Genomic DNA, 15,045 nt, shown 5'->3' with positions numbered 1-15,045 from the left:
GACGCCGGTGGAATCGCGAGAGCGTTGCCCGGGCCGGACGGGTTCTGGCCAGGCTCTTCGATCCGGGTGGTATCACCTTCCAGACTCGCGTCCTCGCAATCCCATCGACATCGGAATCGCGGCGCCTTCGGTGTCGCGGTCGTGCCCGCTCCTGCAACAGGCACGCCCCGTGCCATCTGCGCCTAAAGTGGCGGGCTGCGATCCAGGAAGACGATCACCGCATGCAGCAGCAGCCCGATCAGGCCGCCGACCAGGGTGCCGTTGAAGCGGATGTACTGCAGGTCGCGACCCACGCTCAGTTCCAGCTGCTCGACCAGGTGGCGCTCGTCCCAGGCCTTGACCGTCTGGGCGATGTAGTCGGTGACGCCGCCGCGCAGGCGCAGCGCGAGTTTTTCCGCGCCGCCCATCACGTGCTGGTTGATCGCCTCGCGCAATGCAGGGTCGCGTTCCAGCGCCTGGCCCAGTCCGCCCAGGGAATGCTGCAGGTGGCGCGCCAGGACGCCGTCCTCGCGTTCCAGGTCGGTGCGCAGGCTGGCGTGGATCTGGTCCCACAGGCCGCGCACGTAGTCCTGCACGCTCTCGTGCTCGATCAGCTTCTGCTTGATCGCCTCGACCTTCTCCGCGAGTGCCGGATCGCGACGCAGCCTGCGCACGTAGCCCTGCAGCCAGCGCTCGTAGTCACGGCGCAGCGGGTGCTGCGGCTGCGACAGGATTTCGTTGAGCTCGTCGAGCAAGGCCCGGGCGATGCGGTCGGCGAGGTTGTCGGCGATGCCTTCCACCGGTTTGACGAAATCCACCGTGCCGACCAGTCGCGGCCATTCCTTGCGCGCATGTTTGACCAGCAGTTCGGAAGCGCGCTGCTTCACCGATTCGTCGTCGAGGTAGGTGCCGAGCCGGCGCAGCGCTTCGTCGAGCAGTACCTGATGGCGGCCGTCGGCGGTCAGCAGGCCGAGCACGTCGCCGGCGCTGGCGGCCGCGTTCCAGTTGCGCAGGCGGGCGATGACGAAGCCCTGGATCGCCTCGCGCACCGCGCGCTCGTCGAGCAGGTCCAGCGCCTGCAAAGCCCAGCCGCGGGCCAGCTGGGCCAGGCGTTGCGACTGCTCCGGGCGCCCCAGCCATTCGCCGAGTTTCGCCGCCGGATCGAACACTTCGAGCTTGGCCAGCAGCGTCTTCGGTTCGAGGAAATGGTCGCGCACGAAGGCGGCCAGGCTGTCGGCGATGCGTGCCTTGCTGCGCGGGATGATCGCCGTGTGCGGGATCGGCAGGCCCAGCGGATGGCGGAACAGCGCCACCACCGCGAACCAGTCGGCCAGCGCGCCGACCGTGGCCGCTTCGCAGAACGCCGACACCCACGCCCACACGCCCTGGTTACCCATGACATGGCTCAGCACGAAGCCGGCCAGCATCGCCAGCAGCATCGCCAGGGCGATGGCTTTCATGCGGCGCAACTGCGCGCGGCGCGGGTCGTCGATCATGCGTGCACGTCAGGGAGGGAGACGCGATGCAGTGTAGCGGCCCGTGCGTGCACGCCCCATCGACGCGATTCCGACGGCGTCGGCTTCGCGGCCTGAACTCCGCTCCTACACAGAAGCCGAACGTCGCTGCGGGTGCCAACCCGGAAGGGCAGCCTTTTCAGGAGCGTGCATGGCCGCGAAACCGGGGGCGTCGCGATTCCAAAGTCATCGCGATCCGGACGGCGTCGGCTTCGCGGCCTGAAGTCCGCTCCTACAGGAGATCGACTGCCGCCCAACTACCGACGCCCGTGGAAGGCTTCGCCCTTGTAGGAGCGGGCATGACCGCGACACCGACGACGCCGTGCATCCGACGGCACGGGCTTCGCAGCCCGAAGCCCCCTCCTACAGCGACAGCGCCTCGGCGACCGGAGTGAAGGGCAGGTTGAGCGCATCGGCCACCGCGCGGTAGGTCAGCTTGCCCGCGTGCACGTTCAATCCGTTGCGCAGGTTCACGTCGTCCAGCAGGGCCTGCACCACGCCCTTGCCTGCCAGTGCCAGCGCATGCGGCAGGGTCGCGTTGGTCAGGGCGAAGGTGGACGTGCGGGCCACGCCGCCGGGCATGTTGGCCACGCAGTAGTGGATGATCCCGTCGATCTCGTAGGTCGGTTCCTGGTGGGTCGTCGCGCGGCTGGTCTCGAAGCAGCCGCCCTGGTCGATCGCCACGTCCACCAGCACCGATCCGGGCCGCATCAGCTTGAGATGGTTGCGCGAAAGCAGCTTGGGCGCGGCCGCGCCGGGGATCAGCACCGCGCCGATCACCAGGTCGGTGTAGGGCAGGCGATCCTCGATCGCGTCGCGGGTCGAGTAGATCGTGGTCAGCCGGTCGCCATAGAGTTCGTCGATGTACTTCAACCGGTCCAGCGAGCGGTCCAGGACGGTGACGTGCGCGCCCAGGCCCATCGCCATCCGTGCCGCGTTGATGCCGACCGTACCGGCGCCGATCACCAGCACTTCGGCGGGCTTCACCCCCGGCACGCCGCCGAGCAGGATGCCGGAGCCGCCCTGCGCTTTCTCCAGTGCGTGCGCGCCGGCCTGGATCGACATGCGCCCGGCGACCTCGCTCATCGGCGCCAACAGGGGCAGACCGCCGCGATCGTCGGTGACGGTCTCGTAGGCGATGGCCGTGCAGCCGGAGGCGAGCAGCGCCGCGGTCTGCTCCGGGTCCGGGGCCAGGTGCAGGTAGGTGTAGAGCACCTGGCCCGGCCGCAGCATTGCGCACTCGGCCGGCTGCGGCTCCTTGACCTTGATGACCATCTCCGCGCGGCCATAGACCTCGGCAGCGCTGTCGACGATCTGCGCGCCCGCGGCCTCGTAGGCCTCGTTGGCCAGGCCGATGCCGGCGCCGGCATCGCGCTCGACCAGCACCTGGTGGCCGCGCGAAGAAAGTTCGCGTGCGCCACTGGGGGTAAGGCCGACGCGGTACTCGTGGTTTTTGATTTCCTTCGGGACGCCGATCAGCATGGTGGATCTCCGTGGAGTGCGAGGCGCGGGGGCGTTGTCGTCTGTTGTTTGGTGTGCTGCTGGCTGTGCCGCGTTTTTTCTGTAGGAGCGGACTTCAGGCCGCGAAGCCGAAGACGCTGCAGTAGCGAAGGCGTCGCCTGGGCCGAGGGCGCAGGCTTCGCGGCCTGAAGTCCGCTCCTACAACAGCTGGATTCCAGCGATCCGGCCAGGCTTGCCTGGCCGCGCACCGCCTCATACCTCCGACAGGACCTCGCCGAGCATGGAGAACATGTCGTCGATGTGGCGTCGTTCCACGATCAGCGGCGGCGACAGCGCGACCGTGTCGCCGGTCACGCGCACCAGCAGGCCCTTGCGGAACGCGCGCTCCAGCACCTGGTAGCCGCGCGTGCCCGGTGCGCCCTGCGGCGCCAGTTCGACCGCGCCGATCAGGCCGTAGTTGCGGATGTCGACCACGTTCGGGCCGCGCAAGGCATGCAGGCCGTCCTGCCAGTACTGCTCCAGCTCCACGGCACGCTGGAACAGGCCTTCCTCCTCGTAGGTGTCCAGCGTGGCCAGTGCCGCGGCGCAGGCCAGCGGATGGCCGGTGTAGGTGTAGCCGTGGAACAGGTCGATCGCGTTGTCCGGCCCCTGCATGAAGGCATCGTGGATCCCGGTCGACGCGAACACCGCGCCCATCGGCACGCAGCCGGAGGTCAGGCCCTTGGCGACGGTCATCATGTCGGGCGTCACCCCGAAGCGCTGCGCGGCGAAGGCCTCGCCGACGCGGCCGAAGCCGGTGATGACTTCGTCGAAGATCAGCAGGATGCCGTGCCTGGTGCAGATCTCGCGGATGCGCTGCAGGTAGCCCGGTGGCGGCAGGACCACGCCGGCCGATCCGGAGATCGGCTCGATGATCACCGCAGCAATGGTGCTGGCATCGTGCAGCTGCACCAGCCGCTCGAGGTCCTCGGCCAGTTCGATGCCGTGCTGTGGCAGGCCGCGCGAGAACGCGTTGCGCTCGATGTCCAGGGTGTGGCGCAGGTGGTCCACGCCGGGCAGGCCGGGGCCGAACCACTTGCGGTTGTTGGGCAGGCCGCCCACCGAAATACCGCCGAAGCCGACCCCGTGGTAGGCCTTCTCGCGGCCGATCAGGCGGATGCGCTGGCCTTCGCCGCGGGCGCGGTGGTAGGCGATGGCGATCTTCAGCGCGGTGTCGACCGACTCCGATCCGGAGTTGGTATAGAACACATGGTCCAGCGGTCGCGGCGCGATCGCCCTCAGTCGCTCGGCGAGTACGAACGGCAAAGGCGAGCCCATCTGGAAGTTCGGCGCAAAGTCGAGCGTCGCGACCTGGCGGGCCACCGCTTCCACGATCCGCGGCCGGGCATGGCCGGCGTTGCAGCACCACAGGCCGGCGGTGCCGTCGAGGATCTGCCGGCCCTCCACGTCGCGGTAGTACATGCCTTCGGCGCTGGCCAGCAGGCGCGGGGTCTGGCGGAACTGGCGGTTGGCGGTGAACGGCATCCAGAACGCATCCATGGCCGCCGGCGCGGCCTGGTTCTGCGCGGCGTAGTGGTCGGCCAGGGCGGTGCGGATGGCGTCGTCGTCGCGACTCATGGGGCAGGCTCCATCGGGGGACGGGGCGCCGCGGGCGCCGTTCGATAAATTCAACGCTGCGGCCGAGTCTACGCCAAAAATTGACCTGCACGGGGCGGTATGTAAAGTATCCGCAACACGTCCGGCCAGTGGCCGGCGGGAGCGACAGACGCATGGACATCGGTGCACGCCTGCAGCGGGTACGCACGGCCCGCGGCCTGAGCCAGCGCGAGCTGGCCCGCCGGGTGGGCGTGACCAACAGCACCATTTCGCTGATCGAGCAGAACAAGGTCAGTCCGTCGGTCAGCTCTTTGAAGAAGGTGCTCGACGGGCTGCCGATCTCGCTGGCCGATTTCTTCACCCTGGACCTGGATCCGGGGCCGCCGGAGCAGCCGTTCTACGCCGCCGACGAGTTGCCGGACGTGGGCAACAACGACATCCACTATTACCTGGTCGGCCAGCACCGCCCGCAGCGGCAGATGTGCATCCTGCGCGAGGTGATGCCGCCGGGCACCGACACCGGCGAGTCGATGATCGAGCACGAAGGCGAGGAGGGTGGGGTGATCGTTTCCGGCCAGGTGGAAGTCACCGTTGGCGCGCAGGTGCGCGTGCTCGGACCGGGCGAGGCGTACTACTTCGAGAGCAAGGTCCCGCACCGCTTCCGCAACGTGGGCGACACCGAGGCGGTGATCGTCAGTGCGAATACGCCGGCGACGTTCTGATGGACTGCAGTTCGGCCCTTTGTGGTCCTCGGGCGCTTCCAGCGCGGGGATGGGCGGCTGGCGGCGATCCGGCGCGAGGCCTGCCGACGTCCATGTCCCCCGGCTCCGGCCTGCGGCCGCGGCCTCCTCCTTTACTTGCCGTCGGCAGGCCTCGCACCGGATCGCGGGTGCGTGGCGAGGCCGCTGGATAAGGCACACGGTTTCCGCTTGCGCGGACACGATCGCTGACGATCTGGAGATTCCAATGAGCAACCCCCGCACCCGCGCCGACTGGCAGGCCATGGCCGATGGCCTGGTCCTGCGCACGCAGGCTTTCATCGACGGCAGGTATGTCGATGCCGCCGACGGCAGGACGTTCGATTGCGTCAGCCCCATCGATGGCCGGGTGCTGGGCAAGATCGCGTCGGGCAGTGAAGCCGACATCGACCGCGCGGTGCGCGCGGCGCGGCGCAGCTTCGAGGCCGGTGGCTGGTCGCAGGCCCGGCCGGTGAAGCGCAAGAAGACCCTGCAGGCACTCGTGGCGCTGATCGAGCGGCATGCCGACGAGCTGGCGCTGCTGGAATCGCTGGACATGGGCAAGCCCATCGACGATGCGCGCAACGTGGACATCGCCGCCACGATCCGCTGCTTCGGCTGGACCGCCGAGGCGCTGGACAAGGTGTATGGCGAAGTGGCGCCCACCGGTCACGACGAGTTGGGCCTCATCACCCGCGAGCCGTTGGGCGTGGTCGGGGCGATTGTTCCCTGGAATTTCCCTTTGCTGATGGCCGCGTGGAAGCTGGCGCCGGCGCTTGCCATGGGCAATTCGGTCGTGATCAAGCCTTCGGAGAAGTCGCCGCTGAGCGTGCTGCGCCTGGCCGAACTCGTGGCAGAAGCCGGCATCCCCGATGGCGTGTTCAACGTGGTGCCCGGCTTCGGCAAGGAGGCCGGCGAACCGCTGGCCTTGCACATGGACGTGGACGGCCTGGTCTTCACCGGATCGACCGCGGTGGGCAAGCGGCTGCTGCAGTGCGCCGGCCTGTCCAACATGAAGCGCGCCTACATGGAATGCGGCGGCAAGAGCCCGAATGTCGTGTTCGCCGATGCGCCGGACCTGGGCAAGGCGGCCGAGGCCGCGGCGTCGGGCATCTTCTACAACCAGGGCGAGGTCTGCACCGCCGCTTCGCGCCTGCTGGTGGAGCGGAGCATCCAGGAAGAGTTCGTCGCCCGCGTGGTGGAGGCGGGCCGGAAGATGCAGCCGCGCCACCCGCTGGAACCCGGCGCGCCGATGGGTGCGATGGTCGACGAAGGGCAGACCCGGCGCGTGCTCGACTACATCGCCAAGGGCCAGGCCGAGGGTGCGCGCCTGGCGCTGGGCGGCAATCGCCTGCAGACCGTGGAAGGCGGCTGCTATGTCGAGCCGACCGTGTTCGACGACGTGCGCCCGGACCATGCGATCTCCCGCGAGGAGATCTTCGGCCCGGTGCTGGCGGTGATCCCGTTCGACGACGAGGCCCAGGCCCTGCGCATCGCCAACGACACCGAGTACGGCCTGGCCGCGGGCGTGTGGACGGCGAACCTGTCGCGCGCCCATCGCATGGCCCGCGGCCTGCGTGCCGGCAGCGTCTGGGTCAACTACTGGGACGGCGGCGACATGACCGCGCCCTTCGGTGGCTACAAGCAGTCAGGCAACGGCCGCGACAAGTCGCTGCATGCCTTCGACAAGTACACCGAGATGAAGGCGACCTGGATCAACCTGGGCGGCTGACGGAGGCTGCCTGCAAGGCCCGTCGCTTCGTGACGATCATCAAGGCGACGCCGACTCCGGGCCGCTCCATGGCGCTTCGGCCATGATCTCGTCCTCGTACTCGGTGAACCGCTGCAGCGAGAAGGAATCCAGGCGCAGCGACTGCGCCGCGGTGGAGAACGCCAGCGTGGCCAGCACGCGTTCGGGATGCCGCGCCCACGGCGGCACGTAGCGCGGCGCGGCGACCAGGCCGCTGTCGCGGAACGTGGCCAGGGTCACCAGGTCGCCCAGGGTGACGCGTCCGCAGAACAGCAGGCGCAGGGTGTCGCCGCGGTTCTCGTGCAGGGCGCGCTTGACGAAGGCGGTCACCAGCAGCAGGCCTTCGAGGTAGGCGCCATCCTTGGTGAAGCAGACGCGCCCGCGGACATCGCCACCGCGGAAGATGCGCGCAGCGCTGCGGTAGCTGTCCGCCTCCGATTGCCCGGCGGCGAGGAACGCGCGGAAGACTTCGATGAAGTCGGCGCCGGCGAGCGCTTCCTGCAGGCGCAGGACGCGCAGCGCCAGGCGCCGCAGGCGGTTGATGTCCATGGCGCCGGTGATGATCTCGGAGAACGTGGCGAGGCCTTCCTGCGTGCGCGTGGTGCGCGGTGCGCCGGTGCCCAGGCAGCGCAGCCACGGCTGGTGCTTGCCGTTGAGCATCGTCGCCGAGTGGATGAACGCCTCGTGCTCGACCAGCTGGTCCAGGTCCAGGTCGGAGAACATCGCATCGGCGCGGATGCGGATGACCTTGCTGCCCGCCGCCGCCTTGGAAGCGAGCTCGGGGTCGAGCACGACCTGCACCGGATCGTCGGTGAAGAACGGATCGATCCGCTCGCGCAGGCGCGCGGCGAAGTCGGGTGCGGGGATGTCGTACGGCACGTCGGGAACGAAGCGCGAATCGATCAGCTGGTCGGTTATCTCCAGCATCTTCGCGGCGGACTGGGTGGTGGTCGCGTCCTGTGAACGGTAGTGCGTGGCCGGATGCCCGTAGAGCAGCGCCGAGCACTCCGTGAACCGGGGCGTGCCCACGCTGGAAAGCATGAGCGCGGCGACGCGGTAGCTCCACGCGGTCTTGTACAGCCAGTCGCCGATCGGATGGCCGCGGTCGAGCCGGGGCAGGATGCCATCGAGCGCCTCGATGGTCGCGGCATGGTCGACCGGCTGGGTGGGGGGCGCGGGCATTTCCGGGCTGCCGGCGCGCCAGCGTTCGAGGAAGCGCGCCTCCATCGCGACCGGCCACGCCAGCCCCGACAGCACGCGGATCCTGCTGCCGATCTTGGCGATCCGCGCGTCGAATTCCAGCAGCGGCGAAAGGGCGGGGTCCGCACGGGCGGGATTCGCGGTGCCTGGATCGAGGGCGCGCATGAGGTTCCCTTCCCGTAGGCGTCAAGAACGGATGCGACCGGCGCCGGAGCGCTGCAGAACGTGGAACGGCACAGCGGGCCGCGGGCGTGCCACTTGCCACCTTAGCGTTGCGCGCCGGCCTGGGAGGTTCAATGGGTCCTTGGCCCAACGCCGGCGGGCGTGCGCATTCCAGCCGTAGGTAATCCCCATGCGGATGACGTGGCCGAAGCGATCCTGCGTGCTGCACGCGATGTGTCCGCTGCGCTGCATTCCGCCGCAGGTGCGGATGCGGTCGCGCTGGCGCTGGCGGCGCGAGGCTGGGCACGCGCACGCGCTGCGGGCGCGCCCCGCGCAGGCAGCTTCACCGGACAGCGCAACCACTAGCTGCGCTCCAGCTGCTCCAGCAGGGCCCGCCGGTGCTCCAGCGCGCGCATCCGCCGCAACGTGGCCGCCAGCAGCGTCCGGTCCTGGTGTTCGCCCAGGGCATCGCTCAGCCTGTGCAGGCGCGTGGATGCGGTCGTGTCCTGGCCGATGATGTCGAGCCTGAGTCCGGCGAGGGCATCGATCTGCATGCGCAGGCGGCGCGTACGGCGACGCCAGCGATGCAGGTCCTCCGGGGTGGCGGTGGCCTTTGCCCGGCGTGCCGCCTTTTCCACGCGCCGGGTCTGGCGCACCAGCCCGGCACGGATACCCGGCCTGGCCAGCGCGTCCCACGGCAACGCCTGCAGCAGGCGTGCCGCACGCGCGAGCGCGCGCCGCCGTTTCGCGAAGCCGGGATCGGCGGACTGCTCGCGTCGGGCCAGGCGGTCGGCACGCTGTTCCAGGGCGTCGCTGGCCTGTTTCCAGCGGTTGTCCCGGGATTTGCGGCCCTGCGTGCCCGCGGCAAGCGCGATCGCCCGCGCGTCGCGCAGCGACCCCAGGCTTTCGCACACGCGGCGCAGGGCCCGGTCGGCCGCCTCGACGTCGAGCTCCGCTTCGACCAGGGCGATCAGCGAGCGCGCGCGGCGGATCGCCTTGCGCGCCGCATGCACGCGTGCGTGCACGTCGCCGGTCTCCGCCAGTGTCTGGGCGGCCACCTTGCATTCGTGCTGCAGCAGTCGGCCCAGCCTGCTTCCATGGGAGGCGGAAGGCATACATGACCCGTGCGAACGGTCCGGCCGGCGATGCTACTCCCCCCGCCGCCGGCTGCAACCGGGCCGGGACCGGCGCAGCCGGACGTCGCGCGCGGTTGGTTGCTGCGGCAACCGCTCCGCGCTGCGCACGCGCCTGCGTTCCCGCTGCTTCCTCGATCGTCCGCCCGATTAGAATCGACGCTCCCACACGGCAGGCCCTTCTCCGCATGACCGCATCGTCCACGCCCCTGCGCGGCAGCATCGTCGCCCTCATCACCCCCATGCTCGAGGACGGCAGCGTCGATTACGCCGCGCTGCGGAAACTGGTCGACTGGCACGTGGCCGAGGGCACCGATTGCATCGGCGTGGTCGGCACCACCGGCGAATCGCCGACGGTGGACGTGGCCGAGCACTGCGAGATCATCAAGGTCGCCGTCGAACAGGCGGCCGGGCGCGTGCCGGTGATGGCCGGCTGCGGCGGCAATTCCACCGCCGAAGCGATCGCGCTGGCGAGGTTCGCGCGCGAGGTCGGTGCCGACAGCCAGCTGCAGGTGGTGCCGTACTACAACAAGCCGGGGCAGGAAGGGCAGTACCGCCATTTCAAGGCGATCGCCGAGGCGACGGGCGACCTGCCGATCGTGCTCTACAACGTGCCGGGCCGGACCGTGGCCGACCTGCAGCACGACACGGTGCTGCGGCTGGCGCAGGTCCCGGGCATCGTCGGCATCAAGGAAGCCACCGGCAACCTTGAACGTGCGCAGTGGCTGGTCCGCGAGGCGCCGGAAGGATTCGCGATCTACTCCGGCGACGATGCCACCGCCGTGGCACTGATGCTCTGCGGCGGCCATGGCAACGTCAGCGTCACCGCCAACGTGGCGCCGCGCCTGATGCGCGAGCTGTGCGCCGCTGCGTTGGCCGGCGACGTGGCGACCGCGATGTCGATCCAGCGGCGCCTGCTGCCGGTGCACCGGCAGCTGTTCGTCGAGGCCAATCCGATCCCGGTGAAGTGGGCGATGGCCCGCCTGGGACGCTGCGGTGGCACGCTGCGCCTGCCGATGACCGAGCTGGAGCCGCGCAACCAGGCGCCGGTTGAGGCCGCACTGCGCGAAGCGGGGCTACTGGATTCGTGAGCGGCCTTCGAAGGTGCGGTCCATGACGCGGCCGGCAGGCCTGCTCAACCTCGGGCCGATGGAACAGCTGCGCGCCGGGCGCCTGCCCGAGCGCGTGCTGCGCCTGCTGGCCGGCCTGTGGTGTTATGGCCTGGCCGCGGCACTGATGATCGAGGGCGGGCTGGGGGCGGCGCCGTGGGACGTATTCCACCTGGGCGTGTCCGGACGGGTGCCGCTGTCGTTCGGCACGGTCATGGTGATCACCTCGGTGGTCGTGCTGCTGGCCTGGATCCCGTTACGGCAGATGCCCGGCCTGGGCACGGTGGCCAACTCGCTCCTGCTGGGGCCGTTCGCCGACATCAACCTGGCCCTGCTGCCGACGCCTGGCGACCTGTGGCTGCGCACGCTGTTCATGCTCGCCGGCGTGGTCGCCTGCGCCTTCGCCACCGCCCTGTACATCGGCGCGCAGCTGGGGCCGGGACCACGCGATGGACTGATGACCGGGCTGACGCGCCGCAGCGGCTGGCCACTGCGGCGCGTGCGCACGCTGATCGAACTGGGCGTGCTGGCGGTCGGCGTGCTGCTGGGCGGCACGGTGGGCGTGGGCACGGTGGTGTTCGCGTTCGGCGTCGGCCCGCTGACCCAGTGGTTCCTGCGCGGGCTGGTGGTGCGCCTGGAGCCGCCGGCCACCGACGCTGCGCGGGGCGACGCAGGCTGACCTCGCGTTGCCTTGCCAACGGACGGCGTGCCCGCCCGCAACATCGGCATGGCCGGCACGGATAGACTCGGCGCGACGGGGAGAGGGCGGGTGACCATGGATTCGCCACGGGTGGAGGTACGGGTTTCGATCGCCTTGCGGTCCCTCGCCGCACTGGCGTTCGCCCTGTTGCCCGGGCGTGCCTTCGCGCAGGAAATCGAGCCGCGCTCCTATTCCAACGTGCCGATCGGCGTGAATTTCCTGGTCGCCGGCGCGGTGCAGACGCGCGGCGGCCTGAGTTTCGATGCCTCCGTGCCGATCACGAACGAGGACCTGAAAACCACCAGCCTGGTGACGGGCTATGCGCGCGCGTTCGCGCTGTGGGGCCAGTCGGCCAAGTTCGATGTGGGCGTGCCGTACACGCGGCTGAGCGGCAGCGCCGAGTATCGCGGCATGCCGATCGAGCGCAAGGTCAGCGGCTTCGGCCGGCCAGCGATGCGCCTGTCGGTGAATTTCCTCGGCGCGCCGGCGATGGACATGGCCGGGTTCAAGGACTGGAAGCAGGACCTGATCGTCGGTGCGAGCCTGCAGGTCGCGCCGCCGCTGGGCCAGTACGACCCCGACCGCATCGTCAACATCGCCAGCAACCGCTGGTCGTTCAAGCCCGAGCTGGGCCTGTCCAGGGCTTCCGGGCCGTGGATCACCGAACTGAAGCTGGCGGCGACCTTCTACACCGACAACGACGAGTTCTACGGCGGCACGACCCGCTCCCAGGATCCGCTGTACGCGCTGCAGGGCAACCTGATCCGCGGCCTGGCGTCGGGTGCGTGGTGGTCGCTGGATGCCACCTACTTCGCCGGCGGGCGCTCGCAGGTCGATGGCCTGCACAATCGGGACCTGCAGCAGAACTGGCGCGTCGGCGCCTCGCTGTCGCTGCCCGTGGATCGCAGGAACTCGGTGAAATTCGCGATCAGCAGTGGCGTATACGCGCGCACCGGCAACGAGTTCGATGCCCTGGCGGTGACCTGGCAACATCGATGGGGTGGCGGGGTGTAGGCGACCGTCGGCGTCCGCGCCGCGGAGCCGCCATCGCCGCAGGTGGTTAAACTGCGTGCCCCTGTCCGCGATGCCCGCCATGTCCGACCCGGTCCGCCTTGCCCATCGCGTTGCCGAGCTGCTCGGTTGCTCGCGCGCCGATGCCGAGCAGTACATCCGCAACGGCTGGGTGTCCGTGGATGGCCAGGTGGTGGAGGCGCCGCAGCACCGGGTGACGGACGAGCGCGTCGAGCTGGATCCGGACGCCACCCTGGAAGCGGTGGAGCCGGCCACGATCCTGCTGCACAAGCCTTCGGGCTGGGATGCGATCTCCGGGGCCAAGCCGGCCAGTGGGTTGGTGACGCCGGAGAATCGCTGGGCCGATGATCCGTCCGGCATCCGCCCTTTGCAGCGCCACTTCCACCGGCTGACGCCACTGGTGTCGATGGATGCCGAAGCCAGCGGACTGATGGTGCTGACCCAGGATGGACGGGTCTGGCGCCGGCTCACCGAGGACGGCGACGAGATCGAACACGAGTACATCGTCGAGGTCGACGGCGAACTGGCCCCCTACGGCATGCACAAGCTCGGCCAGGGGCTGTCGTACAACGGCCGCGTGCTGCCGGCATGCAAGGTCAGCTGGCAGAACGAGACCCGCCTGCGGTTCGCGATCAAGGGCGTGCAGGGCGGGCAGCTGCGCGAGATGTGTCGCCAGGTCGGCCTGCGGGTGGTGTCGATCCGGCGCCTGCGGATCGGCAAGATCTCGCTGGGCAAGGGCCCGGACGGGGCGATGCCGCCCGGCGCCTGGCGCTACCTGCCCGCCGGCGAGCGATTTTGAGCGTAAGCGGCCGGGAGTCCGCTCCCTCGAGGGGCCGGTCGCCTGTGTAGGAGCGGGCATGACCGCGACACCGGGGACCACTGAATCACGATGGTGCCAAGCGCGCGGAGGCGGGGGCGTCGGCAACTTGAGGGTGCTGCTCTGCCGAGGGCGTCGGCTTCGCGGCCTGAAGTCCGCTGCTACAAGAGCGTCGGCTGTCCCCTTGTAGGAGCGGGCATGACCGCGACACCGGGGCCGTGGCCCACGCAGCGCCGTATTTCCGCCGTGCCGGTCCACCCCAATGTCGCCTTCCGCGACCAGTCGCGTCTTGTGGCCACGCGTCGTCTTCCGCCGCCGATCACACCCTTCTACGCGTCGTCTTCCGCCGCCGCTTCGCGCCCCTGTTGCCGGATCAGCGCTTCCTCGCGGGCGTCGTTGATCGCGTGGCGCACGCTGTCCAGGTCGATGCTGCTTTCGTCCGGGGTGAATTCGCCGGTCAGCACGGTATCCGGATGCAGCTCGCCGGCCTCGAACAGGGCCCACATCTCCTCGCCGAACCAGGTGTCCAGCAGCTCCGGCGCGAAACGGCCCAGGCTGGCGGTGAGGTTGTTGACGTCGCGCAGCAGCATCGTGCGGGCGGCGTTGTTGCCGCCGGCGCTGACCACCTGCGGGAAATCGATCACCACCGGGCCGTCGGGCCCGACCAGCACGTTGTAGGCGGACAGGTCGCCATGGATCAGGCCGCAGCACAGCATCAGCTGCACCTGCCGGACCAGCACCTTGTGGTACTCGCGGGCCTGGTCGGCCTCGAGTTCGACCTCGCCCAGGCGCGGCGCGCTGAAGCCCTGGTCATCGGTGACCAGTTCCATCACCAGCACGCCGTGGAAGTAGCCGAACGGTTCGGGAACGCGCACCCCGGCGGCGCGCAGCTGGTACAGCGCGTCGACCTCGGTGTTCTTCCAGGCCGTCTCCTGCTGCTTGCGCCCGTACTTGGTCGCCTTGCCGATCGCGCGCGCCTCGCGGCTGCCGCGGACCTTGCGGCCTTCCTGGTACTGCACGCGCTGCTGGAAGCTGCGTTGCGCCATGTCCTTGTAGACCTTGGCGCAGCGCACTTCGCCGCCGCTGCGGACGACGTAGACCGCCGCTTCCTTGCCGCTCTTGAGCGGTCGAAGCACCTCGTCGATGACGCCGTCGTCGATCAGCGCCTGCAGGCCTTGGGGTGTTCTCACTGGATTCCGGAAGGTGGGGGCCGTGGCGGGCACGGCCGTGGATGCGTGATTTTCGCATCTCCGGTCCGCCGCGGCCAATCGCAGTCCCGGCGCGGCCCCGCCGCGTGGCTGTCAGCGTGGGGCGGCGGCCCCACGGCGCACGCGCCACGGTTCACCCGGACCCCGCACATAGGTGCGCCAGACATGGCCCCATGGCACCACCAGCGGCACCAGCACCACGCCCATCAGGCAGGCGAACAGGCTTTCGCTGCCGTAGGCATCCAGGGTGCCGGCGCGCCAGGCCGGCAGCGCGGAGGCGACCACCCAGATGACCTTCCAGGCCAGTTCGAACAGCAGCAGCGGCAGCATCTTCAGCGGATGGCGCAGGCCCAGCAGGCACATCAGCGAAAGCCCGCCGAGCAGGGCGCGGATCACCGAATGCGGATCGGCGGCCGGACTGGAGGGCGCGATGATCGAAGGCCAGATCGTCAGTCCGAGCCCGACGGCGATCAGCAGGTACATGCCGCGCAGCAGGCACAGGCGCAAGGTCGAAATCTGCGGCATCGAGGGATTCCCGGGTCCAGGCTGGATCGAAGATAGACCGCCGCCATCGCCGGGCCATGTGCCGGAGGTGGGGAGACCAGCGGCAGGGTAGGGCGGTGGCCGCCCGCACGTGTTCGCGGCGC

Annotated in this window: 13 protein-coding genes; 6 read left to right on the top strand and 7 right to left on the bottom strand. The window is 69.7% G+C overall.

Annotation, left to right across the window (positions count from 1 at the left end; genetic code table 11):
* Positions 1–182 precede the first annotated feature (182 nt).
* The 3 genes from CSC65_RS13495 to aptA form a co-directional block, all read right to left on the bottom strand.
* Positions 183–1,475, bottom strand: coding sequence for a DUF445 domain-containing protein (locus tag CSC65_RS13495; protein ID WP_425501369.1), 1,293 nt, complete (start codon positions 1,473–1,475; stop codon positions 183–185).
* Between the two features lie 381 nt (positions 1,476–1,856).
* A complete protein-coding gene (gene ald / locus CSC65_RS13490) occupies positions 1,857–2,975 on the bottom strand; it encodes an alanine dehydrogenase (protein ID WP_162411102.1) in 1,119 nt (372 codons plus the stop codon).
* 231 nt (positions 2,976–3,206) lie between these two features.
* Positions 3,207–4,493 carry an omega-aminotransferase AptA gene (aptA, locus tag CSC65_RS13485; RefSeq protein WP_202922889.1) on the bottom strand — a complete coding sequence of 429 codons (1,287 nt, stop codon included), beginning with the start codon at positions 4,491–4,493 and terminating at the stop codon, positions 3,207–3,209.
* A gap of 230 nt (positions 4,494–4,723) precedes the next feature.
* Between aptA and CSC65_RS13480 the strand changes: the two genes are divergently transcribed.
* Together CSC65_RS13480 and CSC65_RS13475 are read left to right on the top strand one after the other, a co-directional pair.
* Positions 4,724–5,272, top strand: a complete 549-nt coding sequence (locus CSC65_RS13480; RefSeq protein ID WP_162411100.1) for a cupin domain-containing protein — start codon at positions 4,724–4,726, stop codon at positions 5,270–5,272.
* A 244-nt stretch (positions 5,273–5,516) separates the two neighbouring features.
* Complete coding sequence (locus CSC65_RS13475) at positions 5,517–7,019, top strand: aldehyde dehydrogenase (protein WP_162411099.1); 1,503 nt, start codon at positions 5,517–5,519, stop codon at positions 7,017–7,019.
* 39 nt (positions 7,020–7,058) lie between these two features.
* On the opposite strand, the gene CSC65_RS13470 is transcribed toward CSC65_RS13475, so the two are convergent.
* A complete protein-coding gene (locus tag CSC65_RS13470; protein ID WP_162411098.1) occupies positions 7,059–8,402 on the bottom strand; it encodes a tyrosine/phenylalanine carboxypeptidase domain-containing protein in 1,344 nt (447 codons plus the stop codon).
* Positions 8,403–8,761: 359 nt separating this feature from the next.
* Positions 8,762–9,457 carry a CHAD domain-containing protein gene (locus tag CSC65_RS13465; protein ID WP_162411097.1) on the bottom strand — a complete coding sequence of 232 codons (696 nt, stop codon included), beginning with the start codon at positions 9,455–9,457 and terminating at the stop codon, positions 8,762–8,764.
* A gap of 263 nt (positions 9,458–9,720) precedes the next feature.
* On the opposite strand from CSC65_RS13465, the gene dapA reads away from it, so the two are divergent.
* From dapA to CSC65_RS13445, 4 genes are all read left to right on the top strand, one after another.
* Positions 9,721–10,623, top strand: a complete 903-nt coding sequence (dapA, locus tag CSC65_RS13460) for a 4-hydroxy-tetrahydrodipicolinate synthase (RefSeq protein WP_162411096.1) — start codon at positions 9,721–9,723, stop codon at positions 10,621–10,623.
* Positions 10,624–10,645: 22 nt separating this feature from the next.
* Positions 10,646–11,320: a membrane protein YczE gene (yczE, locus tag CSC65_RS13455; RefSeq protein ID WP_162411095.1), complete on the top strand. Its 675-nt coding sequence runs from the start codon at positions 10,646–10,648 to the stop codon at positions 11,318–11,320.
* Between the two features lie 96 nt (positions 11,321–11,416).
* The gene (locus tag CSC65_RS13450) at positions 11,417–12,355 is read left to right on the top strand and encodes a transporter (RefSeq protein WP_162411094.1); all 939 of its coding nucleotides are present in this window, start codon (positions 11,417–11,419) and stop codon (positions 12,353–12,355) included.
* Between the two features lie 79 nt (positions 12,356–12,434).
* A complete protein-coding gene (locus tag CSC65_RS13445; protein WP_162411093.1) occupies positions 12,435–13,172 on the top strand; it encodes an rRNA pseudouridine synthase in 738 nt (245 codons plus the stop codon).
* 347 nt (positions 13,173–13,519) lie between these two features.
* On the opposite strand, the gene CSC65_RS13440 is transcribed toward CSC65_RS13445, so the two are convergent.
* Positions 13,520–14,380: a PA4780 family RIO1-like protein kinase gene (locus CSC65_RS13440; RefSeq protein ID WP_162411092.1), complete on the bottom strand. Its 861-nt coding sequence runs from the start codon at positions 14,378–14,380 to the stop codon at positions 13,520–13,522.
* Positions 14,381–14,491: 111 nt separating this feature from the next.
* On the bottom strand, positions 14,492–14,923 hold the full coding sequence (locus tag CSC65_RS13435; protein WP_162411091.1) for a hypothetical protein: 432 nt from the start codon (positions 14,921–14,923) through the stop codon (positions 14,492–14,494).
* Between the last annotated feature and the right edge of the window lie 122 nt (positions 14,924–15,045).

It is taken from the genome of Pseudoxanthomonas daejeonensis (genome assembly GCF_010093205.1).
Taxonomy (GTDB): Bacteria; Pseudomonadota; Gammaproteobacteria; order Xanthomonadales; family Xanthomonadaceae; genus Pseudoxanthomonas; species Pseudoxanthomonas daejeonensis.
Note: the sequence above shows the minus strand (reverse complement) of the source record. Positions and strands in the feature narration are given on the sequence as shown.